General features: G+C 54.9%; 21 protein-coding genes. 15 read left to right on the top strand and 6 right to left on the bottom strand.

All coding sequences use genetic code 11. The annotated features are described in order from the left end of the window. Nucleotides 1–68: 68 nt before the first annotated feature. The 4 genes from WMW72_RS04595 to WMW72_RS04580 are packed head-to-tail and all read right to left on the bottom strand — an operon-like array spanning nucleotide 69 to nucleotide 4,193. Entirely contained in the window at nucleotides 69–1,178 is a 1,110-nt protein-coding gene (locus tag WMW72_RS04595) for a GerAB/ArcD/ProY family transporter (protein WP_341414245.1), read from the bottom strand. 20 nt (nucleotides 1,179–1,198) lie between these two features. Next, nucleotides 1,199–1,441: a hypothetical protein gene (locus tag WMW72_RS04590; RefSeq protein WP_341414244.1), complete on the bottom strand. Its 243-nt coding sequence runs from the start codon at nucleotides 1,439–1,441 to the stop codon at nucleotides 1,199–1,201. Between the two features lie 2 nt (nucleotides 1,442–1,443). Beyond that, nucleotides 1,444–2,613, bottom strand: coding sequence for a Ger(x)C family spore germination protein (locus WMW72_RS04585; protein ID WP_341414243.1), 1,170 nt, complete (start codon nucleotides 2,611–2,613; stop codon nucleotides 1,444–1,446). Further along, entirely contained in the window at nucleotides 2,610–4,193 is a 1,584-nt protein-coding gene (locus WMW72_RS04580) for a spore germination protein (RefSeq protein ID WP_341414242.1), read from the bottom strand. The genes WMW72_RS04585 and WMW72_RS04580 overlap by 4 nt, the downstream gene beginning before the upstream one ends. Before the next feature lie 220 nt (nucleotides 4,194–4,413). Between WMW72_RS04580 and WMW72_RS04575 the strand changes: the two genes are divergently transcribed. After that, nucleotides 4,414–5,439 carry an NADH:flavin oxidoreductase/NADH oxidase gene (locus WMW72_RS04575; RefSeq protein ID WP_341414241.1) on the top strand — a complete coding sequence of 342 codons (1,026 nt, stop codon included), beginning with the start codon at nucleotides 4,414–4,416 and terminating at the stop codon, nucleotides 5,437–5,439. A 119-nt stretch (nucleotides 5,440–5,558) separates the two neighbouring features. Then, nucleotides 5,559–5,993 carry a MarR family winged helix-turn-helix transcriptional regulator gene (locus WMW72_RS04570; RefSeq protein ID WP_341414240.1) on the top strand — a complete coding sequence of 145 codons (435 nt, stop codon included), beginning with the start codon at nucleotides 5,559–5,561 and terminating at the stop codon, nucleotides 5,991–5,993. A gap of 109 nt (nucleotides 5,994–6,102) precedes the next feature. Here WMW72_RS04570 and WMW72_RS04565 read toward each other — a convergent pair whose 3' ends face one another. After that, nucleotides 6,103–6,894: a VOC family protein gene (locus tag WMW72_RS04565; protein WP_341414239.1), complete on the bottom strand. Its 792-nt coding sequence runs from the start codon at nucleotides 6,892–6,894 to the stop codon at nucleotides 6,103–6,105. Between the two features lie 244 nt (nucleotides 6,895–7,138). Between WMW72_RS04565 and WMW72_RS04560 the strand changes: the two genes are divergently transcribed. The 13 genes from WMW72_RS04560 to WMW72_RS04500 all read left to right on the top strand — a co-directional run bounded on the left by WMW72_RS04560 (nucleotide 7,139) and on the right by WMW72_RS04500 (nucleotide 22,234). Then, on the top strand, nucleotides 7,139–7,915 hold the full coding sequence (locus WMW72_RS04560) for a FadR/GntR family transcriptional regulator (protein WP_341414238.1): 777 nt from the start codon (nucleotides 7,139–7,141) through the stop codon (nucleotides 7,913–7,915). After that, nucleotides 7,912–9,957 carry a hydantoinase/oxoprolinase family protein gene (locus WMW72_RS04555; RefSeq protein ID WP_341414237.1) on the top strand — a complete coding sequence of 682 codons (2,046 nt, stop codon included), beginning with the start codon at nucleotides 7,912–7,914 and terminating at the stop codon, nucleotides 9,955–9,957. Before WMW72_RS04560 ends, WMW72_RS04555 begins: the two co-directional genes overlap by 4 nt. 4 nt (nucleotides 9,958–9,961) lie before the next feature. Beyond that, nucleotides 9,962–11,938, top strand: a complete 1,977-nt coding sequence (locus tag WMW72_RS04550) for a hydantoinase B/oxoprolinase family protein (protein WP_341414236.1) — start codon at nucleotides 9,962–9,964, stop codon at nucleotides 11,936–11,938. Between the two features lie 29 nt (nucleotides 11,939–11,967). Further along, nucleotides 11,968–13,110 (top strand): ABC transporter substrate-binding protein, encoded by a 1,143-nt coding sequence (locus WMW72_RS04545; RefSeq protein WP_341414235.1) that lies wholly within the window; start codon nucleotides 11,968–11,970, stop codon nucleotides 13,108–13,110. 120 nt (nucleotides 13,111–13,230) lie between these two features. Next, a complete protein-coding gene (locus WMW72_RS04540; RefSeq protein ID WP_341414234.1) occupies nucleotides 13,231–14,367 on the top strand; it encodes an ABC transporter ATP-binding protein in 1,137 nt (378 codons plus the stop codon). Further along, entirely contained in the window at nucleotides 14,364–15,284 is a 921-nt protein-coding gene (locus WMW72_RS04535) for an ABC transporter permease (RefSeq protein ID WP_341414233.1), read from the top strand. Before WMW72_RS04540 ends, WMW72_RS04535 begins: the two co-directional genes overlap by 4 nt. Beyond that, the gene (locus tag WMW72_RS04530) at nucleotides 15,274–16,092 is read left to right on the top strand and encodes an ABC transporter permease (RefSeq protein WP_341414232.1); all 819 of its coding nucleotides are present in this window, start codon (nucleotides 15,274–15,276) and stop codon (nucleotides 16,090–16,092) included. The genes WMW72_RS04535 and WMW72_RS04530 overlap by 11 nt, the downstream gene beginning before the upstream one ends. Nucleotides 16,093–16,166: 74 nt before the next feature. Next, on the top strand, nucleotides 16,167–17,399 hold the full coding sequence (locus tag WMW72_RS04525) for a M24 family metallopeptidase (protein ID WP_341414231.1): 1,233 nt from the start codon (nucleotides 16,167–16,169) through the stop codon (nucleotides 17,397–17,399). A 195-nt stretch (nucleotides 17,400–17,594) separates the two neighbouring features. Then, nucleotides 17,595–18,785: an MFS transporter gene (locus WMW72_RS04520; RefSeq protein WP_341414230.1), complete on the top strand. Its 1,191-nt coding sequence runs from the start codon at nucleotides 17,595–17,597 to the stop codon at nucleotides 18,783–18,785. 256 nt (nucleotides 18,786–19,041) lie between these two features. Continuing rightward, the gene (locus tag WMW72_RS04515) at nucleotides 19,042–20,040 is read left to right on the top strand and encodes a right-handed parallel beta-helix repeat-containing protein (RefSeq protein WP_341414229.1); all 999 of its coding nucleotides are present in this window, start codon (nucleotides 19,042–19,044) and stop codon (nucleotides 20,038–20,040) included. A gap of 187 nt (nucleotides 20,041–20,227) precedes the next feature. Then, on the top strand, nucleotides 20,228–20,575 hold the full coding sequence (locus WMW72_RS04510) for a VOC family protein (RefSeq protein WP_341414228.1): 348 nt from the start codon (nucleotides 20,228–20,230) through the stop codon (nucleotides 20,573–20,575). Nucleotides 20,576–20,928: 353 nt separating this feature from the next. Beyond that, nucleotides 20,929–21,732, top strand: a complete 804-nt coding sequence (locus WMW72_RS04505) for an HAD family hydrolase (RefSeq protein ID WP_341414227.1) — start codon at nucleotides 20,929–20,931, stop codon at nucleotides 21,730–21,732. Nucleotides 21,733–21,823: 91 nt separating this feature from the next. Then, on the top strand, nucleotides 21,824–22,234 hold the full coding sequence (locus tag WMW72_RS04500; protein WP_341414226.1) for a GNAT family N-acetyltransferase: 411 nt from the start codon (nucleotides 21,824–21,826) through the stop codon (nucleotides 22,232–22,234). Nucleotides 22,235–22,347: 113 nt separating this feature from the next. On the opposite strand, the gene WMW72_RS04495 is transcribed toward WMW72_RS04500, so the two are convergent. After that, on the bottom strand, nucleotides 22,348–23,259 hold the full coding sequence (locus WMW72_RS04495; RefSeq protein WP_341414225.1) for a helix-turn-helix domain-containing protein: 912 nt from the start codon (nucleotides 23,257–23,259) through the stop codon (nucleotides 22,348–22,350). Nucleotides 23,260–23,494: the final 235 nt, after the last annotated feature.

Here is a 23,494-nt window from a genome sequence, read left to right as displayed (position 1 = left end):
GGACTCCATAAGATGGAATCCGGCTTGCTTCTGCTTCTGGCGATCACGCCTGAAGTGACGAGCCTCGGTCACACCTGCTGCTGTTTATTTCGCTTGCTGCGGAAGAACGTTACAACGATAATCAACAGAAGCGGCAAGCTGTAAGCCATATTGTTGAGCAGCGGCCAGGTGATATTGACGACTTCTTCCAGCTCTGATTCCTTGGTGTAGGTAGTAAGAGACAACAGCAGGCATATGAATGCGACCGGAAAGGCCAGCAGCTTCTCATTTTTCAGTCTTAGCATATCCTTCAGGACACGGATCAGGATCAGCAGCAGGATGGACGCCTTGAAATAAAAGCCGATAATGAGCGAAAACCCGATGACGGACTCAATCCGTTCGATAATTTCCTGGATAAAGATTAGCCTGGCGAGCTGGTACAACGAATATTTCAGGTCTCCGGACAACGGTCCGAGCACCATGATGCTGCAGATAACGGAAGCCACTAGCGTCATGGCATTGACCACCAGAGCCACATACATATGCTTCCCCAGCCTGGAGGTATCCTCGCTGCGAACGAATGGCAGAATGATCGAAAACACCACAAGCTCTGAGAATGGGAAGCCATAAACAACGTAGGCTGCATGGAGGATAGGGCCGATCCCGTCCGGCATGACAGGTAGGAGGTATTCCGGGTGATACAGATTCGCGACCAGCACCCAGACCAGGACGATGAATGTGAACATCAGAGCCAGCAGAATAGTCGCCATGCGCGCCATCACCTCGATCCCGGCCATAGCCGTTAAGGCGATCGTCACGAAAAACAGCGTGTTGACAGCGTAAGTCGGCGTCTCCTTCAGCATCGTGCTCTTGAAGAAGGTTCCGATCTCAATGACGATCCCGGCCACGTTCCAGAACATGACACAAGTGAAAGGAATCAGCAGCACGAAGGTGGCGCCATGGCCCAGCACCAGGTGGCCTTGTTCCACCAGTGACAGCTTGGGATACTGCCTGTACAAGTAAAGAACCCCTGCTAGCAGGAGCATGCCCAGAGCCAGGGCCATCAGCAGAGAAATCCATGCTCCATTGCCAGCAAGATTGGTCAGTGGGGCAGGAACGATCACGATCGAAGAACCGGTCATAAAGAAGAGGAACAGCAGGGTCATCTGGACAGAGCTAATGCGTTCTTGTTTATTCATGCGTTCCTCTCCTTTCCCGTTCATGAGCTTGCAGGATCAAGCCAATGAACAATCAGCTTGGCCGGACCTTGAAGCAGATTGAAGAGTGTGTCTAGATTGGGCCAAGGCTTGGCCGTAATGAACACGAAGCCCAGATACGCGAGCGGCGCCAGCATGACTATATACGCAAGCCGGTCGCGGGGTGCGGCCTCTTTGAGTTTGGGGATATCGCGGATCAGCATGGCGGCAGCCAGCAGCAGGAAACAAGTCAGCTTTCCATACATGCCTATTTCTCCTTTATCCCGAACGGTGTGCCTACATTCATGCCGGTGCTCAGGACTCTGATTGTCACGGTGACCTGAAATTGACTTTGGGCAAGCCGTTTTTTCCAAGTGGGCTCGAGGCGTTTCCACAGCTTCGGATCATTCCGGTAAATTTGATTGCCGATGCCGATGGGATCGGCCTCCTGACGCTTGAAGGTCGCGATCGCGTGCTCAATCTGCTGCTTCACCTTGTCCTGGATGCTCTTCTCAAAGCGCTCAATGTCTTGTTTGGATTTCAGTTGAGAGCATCGCAGCTCTCCGACCGTTCCCTCCATCTCTACCTGTGCGCTGACCGATACGGTATCCTCCTTGACAGTCGGCGTCACTTTGCTGTGGAAGGTCAGAACCTCAAAGGATTCCTTGTTTGATTTTTCCTTCTCCGTATTATTGAGACAAGGGAACTCCAGTATCCCGCTATTATATCGGCCGGTTAGCATCATGAGCGCCTCAGTATCCGGCTCGTTAAGCAACCCGGTCATCTTGCCGTCCTGGATGAGCGCTACGCCTGATACCATCGCTTTATTCTGCGAATAATGCTTATGAAGATAGGGGAGGGCAGCGGTTTTGGAAGGGCTTTTCAACTGGATGGCTAGCTCGTACAGCGGGATATCGGAACTATCTGCTGAATAGAGGGAACCGTTGGTCTCCATCTTCTTATACTGCTGGCCAATGGTTTGCTCGATAAAAGGCTTAATGCTCAGAAAATCTCCGGCTGTTTTCTCGGCAATCATCGGAAGCACCGTACCCCGGGGTTCATGGTCCCTAGAGAAGAAATCCAGCACCTCCCGGATGTTCTCGGTTCTGGCCAGCGTCTCCCCCAGCAATATCACGCGCATATGATCCCACTTGGCTTTGCGTCCAAACTCCGTAGGGATGTCTCTCACCGCTTCGAAAAAGGTTTTCCCGGTCGTCTGAATATTGATGCCCTTCTGTGGAGATTTTGCGCCTTCACCCATCTCCGTTTTGCTGGAAGGGTTGTAGAAATGGGTTGTCACTAGAATCAGTCCATCAGCAGAACGGTCGATCGATACCGCCTGGACGTATCCGTACTCGTCCAGTTCATTATTGTCCCAGCATCCCGTGGTCAGTCCAAGCATCAGCCAGACAACGAGCAGGGAAGCAAGCCGCTTCACGGCACCTTCTTCCTTTCCGGAGCTTTTTTGCGCAGATGGCCGCTTCGCGGCGAATGGACCATCAGCCGCCTGGGCATCACGATAATCGCATCGCGCAGTCTGCCGACGTCGATCGGAGACAGCGATGCCAGGTAGGGCTGACCGAGCGAGCGCAGTGTAGCCAGGTGAAGGAAGATCAGGATAAAGCCGACCATGATGCCGAGCCCTCCGAAGGTAGCGGCGAGAAACATGAGCGGGAAGCGCAGAATCCGGATCGCAATCGCCATATGGTATTGGGGCAGCGCGAAGGAAGCGATACCGGTCAGAGCGACGACAATGACCATGACCGGCGAAGCGATCTGGGATTGAATGGCCGCCTGCCCAATGACCAGAGCCCCGACGATGCTGACGGCCGAGCCGATCGGCCGAGGCAGACGAATGCCGGCTTCCCGCAGCAGCTCGAAGAAAAATTCCATAATCAGCGCCTCCATCATAGCCGGAAAGGGGATGCCTTCCCGCGTATTCAGGATCGCCAGCAGCAATACGGTCGGGATGAGCTCGGAATGGAACGTGGATAAAGCAATATATGTACTTGGCAAGAGCAGCGCTATGCTGAACGCCGCTACCCGGATCAACCGGATCAAGGACGAGAAGATGGTCCGGTAATAATAATCCTCGCTGGTCATAAAAAATTCCATGAAGGTCCCCGGGCAGATGAGCGCAGAAGGACTCCCGTTCACCATCGCGATAATCTTGCCGTCCAGCAGGGCGGCAACGACCGTATCCGGCCGTTCCGTATATCTCACCAGCGGGAACGGCGAGTAGCGCGAATCCCCAATCCACTCTTCGAGATAGGAAACCTCGAGAATTTCTTCCTTGTCGATGCAGGCTATACGCTGCTTGAATTCAGCCAAAATATCCGGCTTTACCGCACCCTCCAGATAACCGAAGCACACCGTTCGCCGGCTTTCCTCACCCGGAGTAAAAAACTCGAATTTGAGCTTGGGTGATTTGAGCAAGCTTCGGATGACGCCGATATTGCGGCTCAAGGCTTCAATAAAGCTAACATGAGGCCCTTGAACCGTCGGCTCGGTAATCGGCTCGGAGGCCTGTCGCTGCTCGACATCCAGCGCGATGTAAGCGATAGCTTTCTGCCATCCGCTGAAAAAGATAACCACTTTACCATCTAGTATGCCTGATACTGCTTGATCAAGGTCATCTATCAGTTCTGCAGAGGGTGAGGCCACGCCGTGGCTGTCAAAAAACGCCTTCACATCCTCTACGGTGACCGTCCTGGCAGGCCCAAGGTCGTGGGCGACGAGATTTTGCAGCGCTTCCCGAAGAGGATTGACCGGAGCGATCTTGGTTAACGTATCAAAGTAAACGGAAAAAGCCGTCTGCTCCAGCTCCGGCCCGTAATTCCAATGAAGAATCGTCAAGTCCTTGCAATCCGCAAAGGAGCCCTCGATAGCCCGCAAATTGTCTTCCAGGCAAGCAGAAATGGCAGGAGATGCCATAGCTTCGGAGGACGCCCCGGCTTTCGACGATGACGGGAAGGGTTGAGGAGGCGAAAGGTTCTTGTCGGTAGGCGATCTCCGCATACGGTTCTCCTTACTGGAAAAAGACGTTAAAAAGTATTTACATCATGTCCCCAAAAGAGGGATTATATGCACGGATCTAGAAGAAGTAGGAGTAATCCGCCAGGAAATGACGACTTGATGGAATATTAGAACGAGCTCTGTTGACAACGAGAGCTTCGTCCAGTAAATTATATGCATACGCATGCATTTAAATAACTGCATATACAGAGGAGAGAAAACCATGAACCAATTATTCAGCTCATTCGAGCTTAAAAATCTGCAATTAAAAAATCGAATCGTGATGCCTCCGATGTGCCAGTATTCTGTTGTGAATAAAGATGGCATTGCTACGGATTGGCATTATCATCACTATGTCAGCCGGGCCGTAGGCGGAGCCGGATTGATCATCATTGAGATGACGGATGTGGATCCTGATGGACGCATCACGGATCATGATCTCGGCATATGGAGCGATGAGCATATCCCTCAGCTTGCCCGTATTGTAGAGGCTGTTCATGCTAATGGCGCCAAGATCGGCATCCAGATCGCCCACGCCGGACGCAAGGCCCAGGATGCGGCAGTACCCGTCGCGCCTTCGGCTATTCCGTTCAGCTCCGAATTCAAGACACCGAAGGAGATGACAACGGACGAGGTGGAAGCGATGGTCGAGAAGTTCCGCCTGGGCGTCCGGCGCGCGGTGCAGGCCGGCGTGGATGTCATTGAGCTTCATGGCGCCCATGGCTACCTCATCCATCAGTTTCATTCGCCGTTAACGAATCGCAGAACAGACCGCTACGGACAAGATTTGAGCTTATTCGGACAAGAAGTGATTCGCGCGGCCAAGGGGGAAATGCCGGAGGGTATGCCGCTGATCCTGCGGATCTCGGCCAAGGAATACGTGGAGGGCGGATATGGCTTGCAGGAGAGCCTAGCCTTTAGCAAAGCGTATAAAGAAGCGGGGGTGGACATGTTCCACATTAGCTCGGGCGGTGAAGGTGCGATACCGTCGGGTATGAATCCGACCGAACACGCCGCTTATCAAGTATCGCTAGCCAGAGAGATCAAGCAGGCACTTGAAGTGCCGGTGATTGCCGTAGGCAGATTGGAAGAACCGGCCCTCGCGAACGCGGTCATCGCCAATGACGACGCGGATCTGGTTGCCGTAGGGAGAGGCATGCTGAGAGATCCCTATTGGGCACTACATGCCGCGGATCAGCTTCATGTGGAGACGAGTATTCCCAAGCCGTACGCACGGGCCTTTCGATAATGTCTGCATGCTTGTGTAGAGGGAGGTTTTGCATCTGTGCGTCATTAGCTCATCCAGGATGTTTTCTGATAAGATAGGAGAGATGATGCGCAGCAAGACCTCGGGAAAGGAAGTATAAGATGGCAACAGGAACTCATGATAATCTTATGACGAGCTGGATCTCCTTTACACAAATTCAAATGCATATTGCGAATAAATTAGAAGCAAGGCTGCTGGAGAAGCATAATTATTCCCTCAATGAATTTTATATGCTGACGTTTATCTCGCAAGCACCTGGAAAAAAGCTTAGATTGCAGCAGCTGGAATCGATGATCGGACTGAGTCAAAGCGCTGTGTCCAGGCTGGTGAGCCGATTCGAAGCGCGCGGCTGCGGGGCGCTGGAACGCGTGGTGTGTGATGAGGACCGACGTAGCATATATACCTGCTTGACGGAGCTCGGCCAGTCCAAGCTTGATCAGGCCACGAGCACGTTTAATGAAGCGCTGGCCGAACTTTTTCCGAGCGAGAAGCTCGCTCAGCTTATGAAGCACATCTTACCGGAGCGGAAGCTGTGAATTCGCTCTGAACAGAAGAGGCAGATACTCTTATTTGAATGTTAAATAAGGAGCATCTGCTTCTTTTGTGTATACAGGAGAGGGTAGGCGGACTTGCTGCCTTCCTTGGTTAGCGGGACAGAGGCAAGTTCAGCAGCTTGGGAATGCCATCGTCAAAATCGGTGATCTTCAAGCAGAAATCGAAGCCGTTGAGTGTAAAATATAGCTGATCTTCTTGAAAGTCATAAGAAATTCCTTCGCTCTTCAAGTTATTCATCACGGTTTCCATACATTCAAGCCGGGATATGCCCAGAGTCACCTGTAAGGAAGGCGGCAGCGCAGCCATCGCGATCGGAATCCAACGCCGTTGCTTGGAAACGATCACGAAATGGGCCGTTCCTCCTATAGCAAAGGTAAAGTCATCTTCTAATCGGTCAAGCTTCAGACTGAATAGACGCACGAGCGTTTCTCTGAACTGGACGACACTCTCGACCGGAAGGCCGACTTCTCGGAGGTAAAGAATGTTTAACTCACCGCTAGGCTGGAGGATGCCTTCGGTGATATAGGAATGGGTGATGATTTCCAATAAATGACCGTCGCCGTCCCGAAAATACACATTTTTTCTTCCGCCGAAATCATCCACGGTTCGTCCATCTGGCCAGGCGAGAAGCGGGATGTGACTCCGCTGAATCCGGTCAATGACATGGTCGAACTGCGAGTAAGGGACTTCGAATGCCAGATGTGCCGGGCGCAAGGGCTCTAAGGCTTCTCTAAAGGATAAAGTAAGATGAGGTGCCGGCTGAAACCGAATTTCAGTATCTGTTTGGGCAATCACGGGAAAGTGAAGCAGGTCATGATAAAATTGCCTGACGCCTGGCAGTGAGACGGTAGTTAGCTGGAGCTGCGAGAAGTGAGTAATCATCCTTGTCACATCCTTTCTTTATGGAAGGAATAACTTGGTAAACTTATTATATGATTATGTATGTAAATTATCAACCCTGAATTCGATTACATCTATAAAATCCTGAATGGACACGGAAGTAGGGTCTTGCCATCAATCCCAAGTTAGTGGGTAAGAATAATTGACAAGTGACCAGGGATTAGCTATAATCACGTTAATCATCAATGAGTATCAACGAAGAAAAAATAGAGGAAGGATGTGCTCAATGACGAACAGCTTGCAGGCATCCAGACTGGAATATGCAGTTCTGTCTTATTTGTCCCAATCCGACATCCCGGTCGGAGCGACGACGCTGGTGCTCGTCGTCGGTAAGAAATTCGGTCTTAGCCAGGCTACGCTCGGCCGGAAATTAATGCAATTTGACGATGAAGGGTATACCAATCTTCAAGGAAGAAAAGGCCGTGTGCTGACCGGAGCCGGGCGAGAGCGCCTGGAGGAGCTGGAGCGCGAGCTGCGTCAGCAAAGTCATCATTCGCGGCTGCTGCAGGCGCTGAATACCGATAGTCATGAAGCGCTGCTCGACGTGCTGATTGTCAGGCGAGCGTTGGAGTACGAAGCTGCTGCGCTCGCTGCTGAGAAGGCGACGCCGGAAGACGTGGAGCTGCTGCGCGAGTCGATCCGGCTGCAGCGCGAGGTGCTGGCGGATAACCGGATTCCGTATGAAGAGGACCGTGCCTTTCACCTGCTGATCGCCAAAACCTCGCGTAACCAGGTGCTGCTGCATGCGCTGCAGCTGGTCTGGCAGGAGAGCCTGGATCTGCCAGCGACGGCCTCGATCCGGCGGTCGGTCGGCAGTGAGCTGGTCGTCGACCACGAACGGATTGCATCGGCTATCGCCGAGCGTTCTCCATGCCGGGCGGGACAGGAAATGGTGCGGCATATCAATCAGATTATCGGCGATGTCGAACAGTATTTTATCAGGAAGCATGAAGACGAGGAACCTGTGGACGTGAGCACATTCATTGGAGGTAAGGAACAGTGAAGCAACAGAGCTATCGACTGGGCATCGACATCGGAGGTACGTTCACCGACGCGATAGTGGCTGACAACAACGGACATGTGGTGGCGACTCTCAAGACGCCGTCTGTCCCTGCAGCTCCCGAGCAGGCGATCTTTGACGCCCTGAAGCAGCTGCGGGAGAATGCGTTACCGATCGAGGATATCGGATTGTTCGTTCACGGAACGACACTTGGCGTCAATACGCTGATCGAGCGCAATGGTGCAGCGGTCGGCTTGCTGGTTACGGAGGGCTTCCGCGATATATTGGAAATCCGCCGACTGCGGCTGGAGAATACGACAGATTTGTACGGGGACAAGACCGAGCCGCTCGTACCGCGCCATCGGGTGAAGGAGATCGCCGAGCGCTGTCTCGCCGACGGCAGCATTCACCGGCCGATCGGACGCGAACAACTGCTTCACGCTGTGGAGGAGCTGGTGAGTGAGGGAACGACAGCGATCGCCGTCTGCTTCCTCCATGCGTACAAAAATCCTCAGCATGAGCAGTTGGCCTACGATTGGATTCGCGAGGCATATCCTGATCTGTTCGTCTGTACAAGCAGTCAGGTTTGGCCTCAGCAGAGGGAATACGAGCGCTGTCTGGCGACGGTCATGAACGCTTATGTCGGCTCGCGGATGGGTGAGTATTTCCGCCGTCTGAAGACAGGGGCGGCCGAGTACGGGCTGAAGGCCAAGGTGCTGTCCACGATGTCTAATGGCGGCATCATGACCGCAGATCGCGCCGCGGAGGAGCCGGTCAAGACGCTGCTGTCCGGCCCGGCCTCCGGTGTGATTGGAGCAACGCATGTGGCCCGGATGGCGGGCATCCGCCAGGTCATCACCTTCGACATGGGCGGGACAAGCGTCGATGTTGCGCTGATCGATGGCGAACCGGCCTACTCCACGGAAAATCAGGTCGGCGATTTCCCGGTCATCATCCCGGCGGTCGATGTGACGGCGGTCGGCGCAGGCGGCGGCTCGCTTGCCTGGGTGGACTCGGCCGGCGTGCTGAAGGTCGGCCCGCGCAGCGCGGGAGCCGATCCGGGTCCGGCCTGCTATGGCCGGGGCGGCACGCAGCCGACGACGACGGACGCTTACCTGCATCTCGGCATTTTGCAGGCGGATCGCTTTCTTGGCGGCAGCATGACGCTGAGGCCGGAGCTGTCGGCTCAGGCGCTGGAGGAGCTGGGCGGCAAGCTCGGGCTCAGCTCCAGGGAGACGGCTCAGGCAATTCTCGATGTGGCGACCGCCAATATGTACGCCCAGTTCACGCCGCTGATGGCGCGCAAGGGTGTAGATCCGCGGGACTTCGCGCTGCTCGCTTACGGAGGAGCTGGACCGATGCATGCCTTCCTGCTGGCGCGGGAGGTTGGCATTCGCAAAGTGCTGGTACCGCCTTCGCCGGGAACCCTGTGCGCGATGGGCTGCGTCGTGGCGGATCTGCGCAATGACTTCGTCCACTCGCTGAACCGCAACCGGCATCAACTCGTCAGCGGCGAGCTGGAGAGGCAGTACCGCGAGCTGGAGGAGCGCGGCAGGGAATGGCTGAAGGAAGAAACCAAGGGCGGGCTTAGCTTGGAATCCACCTATATGATCTATAGCGCGGATATGCGATATGAGGGGCAGTCATTCGAAATCGAGGTTCCTCTCACAGCGGAACGGATCGGGGATCCGGATGACGCCGTGAGACTGTTCCATGAGCGTTATGACAGCATCTTCGGCGTCAATCAGCCGGACTCTCCAGTGACGTTCGTGAATCTGCGTGCGACCATCGTCGGGGTCACCGGCAAGGTAGACACGATTCGCATCCCTGCGCCGGTTCAGTCGCAGCGCGCGACGGAGACGAGAATGATCTTTTTCGACGGGCGGGAGCTGGAGGCTCAGGTCGTGAGCCGCGAGCTGCTCGGGAGCGGAGAGCCGCTGCAAGGCCCGGTTATCATCGTGGAATACGATACGACCGTCTTCGTGCCGCCCGGATTCCGGGTATCGAGAGATGCTTTCGGGAATATCGTCGGGGAGGCTGAATGAAGATATGAGAACGGATCAAGTATTCTTGGAAATTTTCAAAAATCGGGTGCAGGCGATCGTGGAGGAAATGGCGGGCGTTGTGCTGCGAACAGGCTTTACCGCCTTCGTGAAGGAAACCGGGGACTTCGGCACCTACCTGTTGTCCCCGAAGGGAGAAACATTCGGCTCGCCGCTCGATACCGGATATAGTCTCTCGCTGGGCATCCCGGCCGCCGATGTGATCGGAGCCTTCGAGGAGTGGCATGAAGGCGACATCGTCATCTGCAATGACCCGTACACGACAGGCGGCATGGCGACCCATCTTCCAGATGTGCATCTACTTAAGCCCTTCTTCCATGAAGGCAAGGTGATCGCATTCGGTCTTTGCTTCGTGCATTCTTCCGATGTGGGGGGCAAGGTGCCGGGCAGCGTGTCGCCGACCGCTTATGATATTCACCAGGAAGGGCTGAGGCTCGCGCCGGTCAAGCTGTATGATCAGGGCCGGCTGAATGACCAGGTGCTGCGCATCTTCCTCGACAACTGCCGGATACCCGAGCAGAACTGGGGCGATCTGCGGGCGCTGATGGCCGGTCTGAACCGCGGGGAACAGCGGCTGGCCGAGCTGATCGCCCGGTATGGCAGCGAGCAGGTCGAGCGGGGCATCGAGAGCCTGCTCGATTATGCCGAGCGGAAGGTACGCCTGCTGATACGGGACATTCCGGACGGGGAGTATGACTTCTGGGATTACCTGGAGGATGGTCCTGGGGGCTACCCGATCCGCCTCCGCTGCCGGATGGTTGTATCGGGGGAGGAGATCTTCCTGGACTTCGACGGCACAGACCCTCAGGTGAGGGCTTCTTTCAATATCGCCACCTGCAACAAACAGGGGCATTACATGCTCGTGCCTGCGCTCATCCGGTACTTCCGGACGCTCGACCCGACGGTCCCGTGGAACTCGGGGATGATCCGAATGATCCGCAATGACGCGCCCCCGGCGACGATTCTGAATCCGGAGCCGATGGCGGCCGTAGGTGCGCGGGCCGCTACGTTCATCCGTGTGATGGATGTGCTGACTGGTGCGCTCAGCCGGGCCCAGGCGGACAAGCTGCCGGCTGCGGGAGCAGGGCAGGCCTGCATCGTCATGCTGTCGATGACCGATCCGGCGACGGGAACCAAGAAGGTCGGCGTCATTCAGCCGGTCTGCGGCGGCTCTGGAGCCAGGCCGATGAAGGACGGGATCGACGGGATGGATTTCGCCGTCGGCCACCTGCGTAACATTCCGACGGAGACGGCCGAGGCGGAGATGCCCATCCTGATCGAGCGTTACGGCCTGCGGCCGGACTCGGCGGGAGCGGGCTTGTATCGTGGCGGCAGCGGCATTGACCTGCGGGTCAAGATTCTGAGCCCGGACACCGTGATGACCGCCCGCAATATGGAACGGATGCAGTTCCAGCCGTGGGGACGGCTGGGTGGCGGAGCCGGGACGCATGGTGAGGCGGTCAAGAACGAGGGAACCGATGAGGAGCAGCGGCTGGGCCGGATCGATGAGCTGCTGCTGCAGCCGGGCGATACCGTCTCCTTCCTTTCGCAAGGTGGAGGAGGTTACGGCGATCCGTATCGGCGGGAGCCGGAAGCGGTGGCCCGCGACGTGCGGAGCGGCCTGCTGTCTGAAGCCGAGGCGCGGACGCAATATGGCGTAGCGCTCACCGCAGACGGCGGCATCGACGAGTCCGCCACGCAGGAGCTGAGAGGCGGACAGCGTTCGCAGCCGCAGGACTTCAGCTTCGGCGCCGCACGAGACAGCTTCGAGCGGTCATGGCCCGACGAGCTTCAGCTCGCGGTCGGTCATGCGCTGCGGAGCTATCCGCTCGCGCTGCGTGATTATTTGAAGCGGCGGACAATGGCCGAAGCGGAGAAGCGGATGGAGAGAGGGGAGAAGGTAGGACCGGAGGAAATTGGAGGTTTCATGGAATCGCTGCGCCGCAGCATCGGGGTCGTCTGATCCCAACACCAACCAAGAGGAGAATGAAGATGTCTACAACTAAGAGATTTCGCAATCAAACGCTGTCCGTCGTGACGGCCCTGTCCCTCGTGTTTCTGTCGGCTTGCGGAGGTGCGAACTCCAATTCAGGCGCGAGCCCGAGCCCGGAAGCTGGGGGAGGAGCGGCCACAGGCGGCGAGAAGGTCAAGCTGTCGATGTTTATCTGGGCCGGATCTAACCAGGATGTCGTGCCGAAGCAGGTTGTCGCCGACTACATGAAGAAGCATCCGAATGTGGAAGTCACCTTCCAGGAATCGTCCAATGGCGTCATGTATCCGAAGATGCTGGCCGGCAAGCAGGCCGATCCTAACAACCCGGTCGTGAACTTCGGCTACTTCAACGCCGATGCGTCGGCCAAGGGCATCAACGACGATATGTGGGAGCCGCTGGACCCGTCCATCGTCACCAACATGAAGGATATTCCAGATAATTTCCATCGGAAGGACAACAAGGGCATCGTCTGGGGCGTATCCAGCTTCGGGCTTGTCTACAATAAGGACCTGGTGAAGACGGCGCCGACGAGCTGGAACGACCTATGGGACAATCCCGAATTTAAGAAGAAAGCCGTCATCTGGGATTATCTGCTCTATTCCTCCATCTCTCCCGTCATCGGTGTCAAGGGCAAAGAAATCGGCGCTACCTACGAGAATCCGGAGCCCGCATTCAAGTTCTGGGGCGATCACAGCGGGCAGATCGAATCGCTGGTGACTTCTAACGATCAGCTCAAAAATCTGCTCGTGTCCGGCGATGCGCTCATCGCGCCGTTCAGCGCGCAGGTGGCCCAGACCTGGATTGACCAAGGTGCGCCCCTGGCTGTCGCTTATCCGAAGGAAGGGGCGATCTCATTCCCTTATTCGCTTCAGGTGGTTAAGGGATCGACTCCAGCCCAGCAGAAGGTAGCCAATGAGATTATTAACGAGCTGCTCAGCCCTGACGCGCTGACCCGCTATGCAGATGCGACCGGCACTCCAGTGACGAGCAAGACGGCTAAGGTACCGGACAAGTATAAAAATGATCCGTCGTTCTCCGTCGAAACTCAGTCCAAGGGCATCAACCCAGACTGGGAGATTATGGCCAAGAACGCCTCGCAGTGGAAAGAATATTGGGATCGACTGGTGAAAACGAAGCTATAAGCCAGGCTGCAGCCGCATGGCGAATTCTCCCGTTCGGAGCATGCCCCTGTCTCACTGTAAGCCGGGGGCATTAGGGGCGGGGGGTGACGTCCCGGAAGCTGAAAGGAAAGGAAGAGAACCATGACCGAAATTCGGGAAGAAACCGCCATCGAGGCTCGCGGGGTGGTCAAGCGGTTCGGCGGGAAGGCCGCGGTCGATCATGTATCGCTGCAGGTGAAGCGCGGCGAATTCATATCGCTGCTCGGACCGAGCGGCTGCGGGAAGACGACGCTGCTGCGCATGCTTGGCGGGCTAGAGCATCCCGATCAGGGAGTCATCCTGCTCGGGGGCCAGGATGTGTCCGCGATCCCGGCGTACGGGAGAAACACGAATATGATTTTCCAGCAGCTGGCGCTGTTTCCTCATATGGACGTATTCAACAATATCGCCTACGGGCTCAAGGTTAAGAAGGTGCCGAGGGCTGAGATTCAGAGGCGTGTCGCCGAGGTGCTGGAGCTTGTGCAGCTTCCCGAGTATGGCAGCCGGGCGATTACCCAGCTCTCCGGGGGCCAAGCGCAGCGGATAGCCATCGCCCGGGCCCTGGTTAACAAGCCGGATGTGCTGCTGCTGGACGAGCCGCTGTCTGCACTCGATATGCAGCTGAGGCTGGATATGCAGCGCGAGCTGAAGCGGATTCAGCGGGAGTCCGGCGGCACCTTTATCTTCGTCACCCATGATCAGGGCGAAGCGCTCAACATGTCCGACCGGATCGGCGTCATGCGCTCCGGGTCGCTGCTGCAATATGGCACACCGGACGAAATTTACGAGCGTCCCGCCGACAGCTTCGTTGCCAAGTTTATCGGAGAAACGAATCTGCTGCCGGTCCGCGTGCTCGGCGCCGAAAGCGGCAGACTGCACGTGGAGTGGCATGGACATCGCCTCCAAGTCGCAGCTCCGCAGTCCGGCCCCGCGGCTGCAGCAGGAGAACAGGGCCAATTGTCGATCCGCTTCGAATATATTCGGGTCGGAGAGGAAGCGGCCGAGCTGCCAAACCGGACGAAAGCCCGGGTCGTGGATACCGTCTACGGCGGTACGATGATGCGCTATAGACTGGTTAGTGATGACGGCATAGAGCTGACGGCGCATCGGCTGCATCAGCCGGGTGGTCTACGCTATGGCATCGGGGATATCGTAGATATCGGCTGGAGGTCGGAGGATGCGATCTACGTGCGCGACCACGACAGCATGGAGCGCGATAGGGAGGGGCGTCCCGCATGACGAAGGTTTCCGCCCGCGTGGTTAACTGGTTCGCACCCGGGCGAAGCTCGTGGCTGACACCGCTGCTTCTGCTGCTGCCCGCTTTGCTGCTTATGGGCATCATCTATCTGAGCGGGCTGCTGATCTTCGGCCGTTACAGCTTCGACAGCTTTACGGGCGGCACGCTGAAAACCGCCTGGCAGCTCGATGCGTATCGTACGTTTTTGTACGATCCCTACTATTGGAAGGTGATCCGGACGACGTTCGGCCTGGCGGTGAAGGTCACACTCTGGAGCGTGCTGCTGGCATATCCGCTCGCCTATTGCATCGCCCGGATACGCAGCGCCGGCTGGCGCCAAACCCTGCTGCTGCTCACGTTCATGCCGCTGCTTGTCAGCGCGGTCGTGCGTTCGTACGGCTGGATGATCCTGCTGTCGCGGCAGGGCTTCGTCAACTGGCTGTTGATCAAGCTGGGCATCACCGAAACCGGCTTCTCGCTGGCTCATAATGAGACCGGCGTCGTCATCGCGCTTGTTCATATTTTCCTCCCGTTTATGGTGATGCCTATCTTAAGCGTGCTGGTACAGCAGGACCCGGTACTAAAGAGCGCCGCACATGATCTGGGAGCAGGGCAGATCCGTACGTTCGCCACCGTTACGTTTCCGCTGTCCGCGAGAGGGATTGCCGCTGGTGTTCAGATCGTCTTTACGCTCTGTTTGACCGCCTTTACGACGCCGCAGCTGATCGGCGGGGGCAGCGTGATGACGCTGCCAGTATTTATCTACCAGCGGACGCTGGACACGAACTGGCCGATGGCAGCCGTTGCGAGCCTCTTCCTGTTCGTATCGTCGATCGTCGTGTCGCTGCTGGTGAACCGTGCGGCCGACTGGCTCATATTCAGACGCTCGAGTTCGGGAGGCGCAGCCCATGCCAAGTAAGAATCGCTTGATCGTTGTGCTTCTCTATGTGTTCACCGCGGCCGTATGCATCTACCTGCTGGCTCCGCTCGTCATGATCGTGCTGACATCGCTCAGTACCGTATCGTACGGCAAGTTTCCGCCGCAAGGGCTATCGCTGAAGTGGTATGCACATCTCGGTACGCAAACCCAGTTTGCCCAGGCGCTGTGGAATAGTATCATCGCATCGGCCGGGGCTACGCTGCTGGCTCTCGTGACAGGCACGCTGGCGGCGCTGGCGATTCAGCGTTATTCCTTCCCGGGGAGCAACCTGCTGCGGTCGTTCTTCATGTCGCCAATGGTCGTACCCAAAATTACGCTCGGCGTCGCCTACCTCATCCTGTTCTCCAAGATGAAGATCGCCGGAGGCTTATTCGCTCTTATTCTCGGAGAAGCGGTGACGGTGCTTCCGTTCGTCCTGTCCATCGTCGGCAGTACACTTGCCAATGTGAAGCGGGTGCATGAGGAAGCGGCGGCGGATTTGGGTGCCGGCCCATTGAGGGTGTTTTTCACCGTAACCTTGCCCCAGATGAAGCTCGGCTTGATCATGAGTGCCGCGATCTCGTTCGTCTTTACTTTCGACCAGGTGGAGACCGCGCTGCTCATCCTGCGTCAGGACAGCTACACGCTGCCGATTCAATTGTTCTTATATATGGAAAAATGGCAGGACCCGACGATTGCCGTCGTGTCGGTCGTCTTCATCGTGTTGGCGCTCGCTGTCTTCTTCGGACTAAAGCTGGTGCTTCGATCTGCTCCCGGCATGAGTCGCATCTTCGGCGGCAAGGAATAGCTTGTTTTTCACGTTGAAGCTGATGCTGCTGTTGCTATAGCTTCGCGATCATTCTCAGAGGAGGCTTGAGGCCGATGTTAGCATTTGAAGCAGGAACGGGAAAGACAGGCGGGGATGGAGTCACAGTAAACCGTCCTCGCGCTTCGGCCATTATGGAACGGGAAGGGCTGACGGCACTCGTCGCGACCACGCCAGAGAACGTCGCTTACCTGGTCGGGTCGCCGCTGCGTGCGACCAACTGGACGATGCAGATCTACGGGGTGCTGCCCAAGGACCCGAATGCCCGTCCGGCCCTCGTCATTCCGACCAACCGTCTGGGCGTTATCGCGCAGATTGGGGTACCGGAGGCGGACTTGTATCTGTACAGCGATTTCTTCCTGGAAGGCTCTCCCGAAGGAAAACCATCGACGCCAGATATTGACCTCTTCTATCAGCTGCTTGGCAGCGTCTCGACCTATCCCGGCCCGCTTGAAGCGCTGCAGGCTGTGCTAGCCGACCGGGGAGCCGGAGGGCAGCCAGTCGGCGTGGACGAGATGCGGATTGCGCCGGAATGGTACTCGCGCCTGGCGAGCAGTCTGCCTGACGGCTTCGTCAAGCCTGCGTACAAGCTGTTCCGCGAAATCCGCCAAGTCAAGACGTCTGCCGAGCTATCGCGGCTGCGCAAAGCGGCTCAGCTCAATGAGCGGGCAGAGCAGCAGCTGATCGACCTGATCGCGGCGGGCGTGCATGAGGAGGAGCTGGCGAATCATTACCGGTATGCGGTGATGAAGGAAGGCGCCGTGCCCGCGATGGTGGCGGTCGGGGCCGGACCGCGAAGCGCGCTGCCGCTGATCGAACGGTACTTCCACCGGATCGAGCCGGGCGATCTGATCCGCTTCGACTTGTGCTGCCAGCTCGACGGCTACTGGGCGGATACGGGCCGTACGGCGGTGCTGGGCGAGCCGACGGAGTGGCATAACCGCCACTATCAGGCTACGCTGCGCGGCTGGGAGCGGGCACTGGAGCTGATCCGGCCGGGCGTCAAGGCGTCCACCGTATTCGAGGAGGCCGTCGCGGCCGTCCAGCGGGAAGGCATCCCGCATTACCGGCGACAGCACGTCGGCCATGCGATCGGATTGGAGTTGTACGATGACATTACGCTCGCTCCCGGTGATCACCGGACGCTGGAGAAGGGGATGACTCTCTGCGTGGAAATTCCGTATTATGAGCTCGGTGCCGGAGGGTTCCAGGTCGAAGATACGATTGTGGTGACAGAGAGTGGCTTCGAATTCCTCACAGGCATGGAGCGCAGGCTGTACTGTAAGTAACCCGAGAGCGTGCTGCTGCTTAAGAGAAAGGCATCAGCCCGAGCAGCAGCCGTGACAGAAGCAGCCGAGTAAGACATCGCTTCCTATAGAAACAAGCTTTGCGCTGCCCAACCGCGGTCGGCGGCAACCTGCCGCCCGCGAGAATGGCGTCCGATTCTGTGAGGAAAGGACGCCCCCCAAAGAGGTTTGATTGACATGCATATCCAGCAAGGCACGACCGCCTTCCGCCGAATGAGCCTCGCTTTATTCGCGGGAGGTTTCAGCACGTTTGCTATTCTTTATTGTCTCCAGCCGCTTATGCCGGAGTTTACCCGGGATTTCGGCGTAGCTCCGGCTGTGGCGAGCCTATCCCTGTCGATGACAACAATCGCCATGTCGGTTGCGATGCTGTTCGTCGGCTCGCTGTCCGATGCCTGGGGACGCAAGTCGATCATGGCACTCTCGCTGCTGGCGGCATCGGTAATGGCTGTTGTTATCGCCTTCAGCCCGGAGTTTCACACACTGCTCGGCTTGCGCATCCTGCAGGGGATCGTCCTCGCGGGTCTCCCTGCGATTGCGATGACGTACTTGACCGAGGAGATGGAGCCACTCAGTCTCGGCTATGCGATGGGTCTATACATCAGCGGCAATTCGATCGGCGGGATGGCCGGGCGGATCGTGACCGGCCTGTTGACCGACTGGTTCGACTGGCGCGTCGCGGTCGCGGTACTTGGCTGCCTCAGCGTGGCTGCCGCCGTAATCTTCTATGTAATGCTGCCACCGTCGCAGCATTTCCGCCAGCGGAAGCTGGAGATCGGCAAGGTCATCCCGCTGCTCTGGGCACAATGCCGGAATCCCCGGCTGCTGTGTCTGTACGGACTGGGTTTTCTGCTAATGGGCAGCTTCGTCACGCTGTTTAACTATATCGGCTATGAGCTGCTCGCCGCTCCGTACTATCTAAGCCAGTCGCTTGTAGGTAGTATTTTCGTCGTCTATCTGATGGGAACGGTCAGCTCGACCTGGATGGGGCGGTTGTCCGACCGCTTCGGCCGCGGCGGGGTGATGCGGGCCGCGCTGTGCATCGTGCTGGCTGGAGCGCTATTGACGCTCGGCGGGAGCCTGGCTCTGAAAATCATCGGGATGGCGATATTCACCTTCGGCTTCTTCGGCGCCCATTCCATCGCGAGCAGCTGGGTCGGCATCGTGGCCCAGGCCGATAAGGCGCAGGCTTCGGCGCTGTACCTTTTCTTCTATTATATAGGCTCCAGCGTCAGCGGTACGAGCGGGGGACTGGTGTTTACCCGCTACGGCTGGGACGGCGTTATCGGGATGATCGCGATCTACTTCGTCCTCGCGATGCTGCTGAGCACGGTATTAAACCGTCGTTCCTTGGATGCTCAGACCTGAGCGGTTCATCGGACGGACGCTGGATATCCCATCACAATGGGTTGGGAGGAGAGAGGTTTACCGGTACACGGTGAGCCTCTTTGCCGAGCCGAGCCGGCCCGGCCTACAAGCTCTTCCAGATCGAAGGCTCCCGCTTCATCATCCAACATCATAGAGCAGCAACAATGAATCGTAGCAGCAGCAAAATGCAAGCGGAGCATAGGTGTTATAATCGAAACTGTAAGCGCTTTAAATAATGAATAGAGGAGCGATGATCATGATTCAATGGGTACGAGAAGCATCCGGCAGCAAGCTGAGACGTTCACTGGTTGCTTGCGGGCTTGCGGGAGCCATGCTGGTTGCGGCTATCCCAGCAAGTGCTGCTACGCGCACGATTACTTGCAGCAACGTGACTTGCCTGAAAAACGCCTTGTCCGATGCACAGCCTGGCGACGATATCGTGCTGGCGAGCGGAGTCACCTTTAACGGCAAATTTGTAGCGGCAGCGAACGGCACGTCCGGCAATAAAATCAAGCTGCGCAGTGCAAGCGCCGGCAACCGGGCGACCTTGGACGGCGGGGGCACCGGCAGCGGCTATGCGCTGCATATCACTGGGGACAACTGGGAGGTCAAGGATCTGAAGGTGACGAATGCCCAGAAGGGCATTATGCTGGATCATTCCAACAACACGGTCATCGACAATGCGGAGGTGTATAATGTCGGGCAGGAGGCGGTTCATTTCCGGGATGGAAGCTCTAATAACACGATTAAAAATTCATCGATTCATGATACAGGACTGGTGGATCCAGGCTTCGGGGAGGGAGTTTACGTAGGCTCGGATAAGGGGAAATGGGGAACTTATGCGAAGGAGGCCAATAATAACCGGATTACTAATGTCACCTTCGGTCCGAATGTCCGGGCGGAGCATGTGGATATCAAGGAAGGAACGACGGGGACGATCGTCGAGTACAGCACCTTCAATGGGACCGGTATCAGCGGGGCGAATTATGCCGACAGCTTTATCGATATCAAGGGCAATAACGTCATCATCCGCAACAACACCGGCAATCGCAACAATAACAGCAACATTGTGGATGCCTTCCAGGTTCATCAGCAGGTCGCGGGCTGGGGGCTGAATGCACAGATTCTCAATAATACCTTGAACCTGAACACAGCGGCTCCATATATCGTCAACGCTTCCAGCGGCACCTCTGCCACAGCCAGCGGCAATACGCGTACGCCGTCCGGCAATATGTACAAAGGCAACGTCAACTAACCAAGCCCCGTTTGCATAGTGAAGACCTCTGGAACTGCTGCTCTCAGCGGAACTGGAGGTTTTTTAACTAGTGCTTATTTATTAAACGATGGGGCAGTATAGTTGAAAAAGGAATGCAGATTTGAAGCTCGAATATCTAATGGAATGGGGCAGCTAAAAATTTGATGATAGATAGGAGTTCGATACGATGATCAAAGGTATTGGAGGAATATTTTGGAGAACCAAAAATCTTGAAGTTATAAAAAAATGGTACAGTGAAGTGTTGCAGATTGAAATCGAAAATTGGAATGGGACTGTGATAAAACCCCAATCAGGAAATGAGACTATCTTTTCTTTCTTTACCGAGAATGACAGCTATTTTCCAACCGAACAACAAGTGATGTTAAATTTCCAAGTACATAATCTAGACGAAACTATTCAGCATCTCGAACATTTGGGTGTACCTCTTGCAAAGAAAAAAGAGAGTAGTGAATTTGGAGCTTTTATTTGGATTGAAGATCCTGAAGGTCGACTGATCGAGCTTTGGGAGAAATAACTAGTTGTAATTTATTTGCTAATGAACTAACAGAGACGATAACTGAATCACATACTGCCTGGGCCGCCGATTACTTCGGTGGCCTTCTGTGTATAGTAAAAGTTCTTGAATTAAGCTTTTTTTAATGTAATGAGCGGCAATTTTCGGCAATCCTGTGTCGCAGAAAGCTCCATCGCATTTTTCACCGATAGACCCGTTAAGCTGAACCGTATCACAAATAGTGGTAAAGTGGAGCGTTGAATTAATGGTCAGTTTGAATAGCCAATAACGGTCAGTGTAATTCAATATTGATTCTATCTTCTATACTAAGATTAGGTTATATTTGGAAGAATTACTTATGAGGAGAGATGTAGATGTCGGACATACAGGCAATTGTATTAGACTTGGACGGAACATTGCTCGGCAGTGACAAATCCATATCACTTAGAAATTATCAGGCTGTTAGAAAATGTTTTGATTCTGGTGTTCATATTATTGTTGCCACGGCTCGACCGCCTAGAGCGGCTAATCAATTTGTAGAGAATTTTCCTTTTGTAGACTACTTTGTTTATTACAATGGTGCTCTAATAACATGTAGGTCTAAGCAAACTCAGCTGCACATTAGTATCCCAAATGAGATTAGCCAACAGATTGGCAAATTCATCGAGTTACATGCTCCTCAATCGTTAATTTCATACGAGGTTAATGATTCATGGTATGCGTGTACACCTGTTCCCGACTCACAGCGTGCTCAATTCGGTCTCCGTTCGAATGATCCGAAACCCCAGGTTATTGACAACGATTTTGTTAGTTCACTCTCCCCAACCAAAATATTGGTTCAAGGTTATAGCACATGGAGAGATATCATAGAGCATTTCGGCGACCATGTGAACGTAATCGCCACCGATGGAGGAGGATTGGTGCAAGTCATGCAAAAATCAGCATCAAAGGAAGAAGCCGTGCAGGGGGTTCTTCATGATATCGGGGTGAAGTCAGAAAATGTAATGGTATTTGGGGATGACTTTAACGATTTAGGACTATTCCAAATGTGCGGATTTCCAATCGCAATGGAGAACGCGATAATTGAGCTAAAAAATTGCGCAGCCCACGTAACCGATTCAAATGATAACGATGGTGTTGCTGTTGCCATTGAGAGGTTTATGGGTTTGGCAGTATAGTTTAATTAAAGATGTTATTTATTGTCTGCGCTTCATTGAGTTCTGTTAGTATATCATTAGATTTCTAATGTGGCTTAAAGGGGGAATAAAGTTGAGGATCGTCTTTGCAACTGACTCAGACTATGAATACATACGAAATCTTGACCATCATATTTCTGAGAGCTTAATACTGAAAAAAATAAAGGATAATGAGATATTCATTCTGCGAAATCAGGAAGAAAGAAATATCGGGTGGATGAGGTATGGATACTTTTGGGACAACACCCCTTTCATGAACATGATTTGGATCGATGAACCATATAGAGACCAAGGGACAGGAAAGCAAGTTGTCCTCTTCTGGGAAGAACAAATGAAACAAAAGGGCTTCAATCTGATGATGACATCCACTCAGGCTGATGAAGGAGCCCAACATTTTTTTAGAAAACTAGGCTACAAAGATGCAGGATGCTTAATACTTGATACACAACCTTTGGAAATACTCCTCACAAAAAAATTAAACTAACGGGAACGTCAGTTGAACCAGAATGGGGAACTTCGACAAAGGATGGGGCCCAAATAACCAGCGGCAGTCTAGGACTTATTTTCAGTCCAAGATTGCCGCTGGTTTTGTGTGTGTTAGTCTCCGATCAGCTCGCTGCGCAGACCAGCATTTGCACCAGACTGGGAGCGGTAAGCGGAAGGCGTCACGCCGAATTTTTCCTTGAACACCTTGCAGAAGTAGGAGAAGTTATCGAAGCCGGTGTCCAGCCCGATCTCCCGGATCGGCTGATCGGTCGTCTGGAGCAGGAGGCCCGCATGCTGGAGCCTTCTGGCGGATAAGTACTCGGTGATCGAGGTGCCTGTTTCCTTATGGAACTGGTAGGATAAATGATTGGGGGAGAGATGGACGAGCGCGGCCATGCTTTTCAGCTCGCATTTTTCCGTGTAATGCCGGTCGATCCAGCTGAGCAGCTGCTTCACCGCAGCGGAGATGGTCTGTCTCGGAGAGGCGGGCAGTATGGAAGAAGCCTGACTGCGATGGAATACATCTCGCAGAAAGTGAAGCAGCTGGAGCAGCAGCAGGGCGTTTTCTTCCATGCGGTAAGGGGCAGTAGAAGGAGCGCCGTACCGGGCCGCTACACGGGACAAATAGTCGTTGATCTCTCCTGGGTTCGCTACGCGCACCACCTGAGGAACTTGGCGGCTTTTCCACAGTGTCTCCAGGAAGCTGACCAACGAATCGAAGGGCTGGAAATAACTCCATAGCAGAGAGGGCTCGAATAAAAACATGGAGCGGATATAAGGTTGGCTGCCGTCAGTATCCATCTGAACCTGGTGCCGTTGAAAGGGCTTGTAGTAGATCAGAGTCCCCGCTTCGATGCTGTGCCTGCATTCATCCAGAATGACGTTGCCCCGTCCCTCGTGAACATAGATGATCTCGAGTCCCGGGTGAGCGTGGTTCACGTTGCGGAAGCTGGCCGTGCGGTCCAGCGTCAGCGAGATCTGGGCAGGGAAGGCGGACAGGTTCAAATAATTGTCTATATGCATAGGGTTTCATCCTTTCTCTCAACGTGCATCGGAAAGAAAGCCTTGTGTACCGGAAGCGAAATGATAACGATTACATCAAGCATCATACCAACGAAGGATAAGGCGATACTTGTGTAAAATTTGGGTACATTTGTATTTTTTCTAGTCACGGACAGCTCAGGTTTATTGTTCGATTGTGAAAAAGAAGTGTTCATTCCCCTCATTTTAGAGAGCAGCCCCTTCTTTTATACTTGGA

It is taken from the genome of Paenibacillus filicis, from assembly GCF_038070315.1.
In the GTDB taxonomy this organism is placed as follows: domain Bacteria; phylum Bacillota; class Bacilli; order Paenibacillales; family NBRC-103111; genus Paenibacillus_G; species Paenibacillus_G filicis.
Note: the sequence above shows the minus strand (reverse complement) of the source record. Positions and strands in the feature narration are given on the sequence as shown.

Coding starts and splice junctions, on each gene's coding strand:
- WMW72_RS04595 (WP_341414245.1), bottom strand. CDS start 1,178: ATGAATAAACAAGAACGCATTAGCTCTGTCCAGATGACCCTGCTGTTC.
- WMW72_RS04525 (WP_341414231.1), top strand. CDS start 16,167: ATGTTAGCATTTGAAGCAGGAACGGGAAAGACAGGCGGGGATGGAGTC.
- WMW72_RS04520 (WP_341414230.1), top strand. CDS start 17,595: ATGCATATCCAGCAAGGCACGACCGCCTTCCGCCGAATGAGCCTCGCT.
- WMW72_RS04530 (WP_341414232.1), top strand. CDS start 15,274: ATGCCAAGTAAGAATCGCTTGATCGTTGTGCTTCTCTATGTGTTCACC.
- WMW72_RS04560 (WP_341414238.1), top strand. CDS start 7,139: ATGACGAACAGCTTGCAGGCATCCAGACTGGAATATGCAGTTCTGTCT.
- WMW72_RS04535 (WP_341414233.1), top strand. CDS start 14,364: ATGACGAAGGTTTCCGCCCGCGTGGTTAACTGGTTCGCACCCGGGCGA.
- WMW72_RS04540 (WP_341414234.1), top strand. CDS start 13,231: ATGACCGAAATTCGGGAAGAAACCGCCATCGAGGCTCGCGGGGTGGTC.
- WMW72_RS04545 (WP_341414235.1), top strand. CDS start 11,968: ATGTCTACAACTAAGAGATTTCGCAATCAAACGCTGTCCGTCGTGACG.
- WMW72_RS04580 (WP_341414242.1), bottom strand. CDS start 4,193: ATGCGGAGATCGCCTACCGACAAGAACCTTTCGCCTCCTCAACCCTTC.
- WMW72_RS04495 (WP_341414225.1), bottom strand. CDS start 23,259: ATGCATATAGACAATTATTTGAACCTGTCCGCCTTCCCTGCCCAGATC.
- WMW72_RS04505 (WP_341414227.1), top strand. CDS start 20,929: ATGTCGGACATACAGGCAATTGTATTAGACTTGGACGGAACATTGCTC.
- WMW72_RS04590 (WP_341414244.1), bottom strand. CDS start 1,441: ATGTATGGAAAGCTGACTTGTTTCCTGCTGCTGGCTGCCGCCATGCTG.
- WMW72_RS04510 (WP_341414228.1), top strand. CDS start 20,228: ATGATCAAAGGTATTGGAGGAATATTTTGGAGAACCAAAAATCTTGAA.
- WMW72_RS04575 (WP_341414241.1), top strand. CDS start 4,414: ATGAACCAATTATTCAGCTCATTCGAGCTTAAAAATCTGCAATTAAAA.
- WMW72_RS04550 (WP_341414236.1), top strand. CDS start 9,962: ATGAGAACGGATCAAGTATTCTTGGAAATTTTCAAAAATCGGGTGCAG.
- WMW72_RS04565 (WP_341414239.1), bottom strand. CDS start 6,894: ATGATTACTCACTTCTCGCAGCTCCAGCTAACTACCGTCTCACTGCCA.
- WMW72_RS04570 (WP_341414240.1), top strand. CDS start 5,559: ATGGCAACAGGAACTCATGATAATCTTATGACGAGCTGGATCTCCTTT.
- WMW72_RS04515 (WP_341414229.1), top strand. CDS start 19,042: ATGATTCAATGGGTACGAGAAGCATCCGGCAGCAAGCTGAGACGTTCA.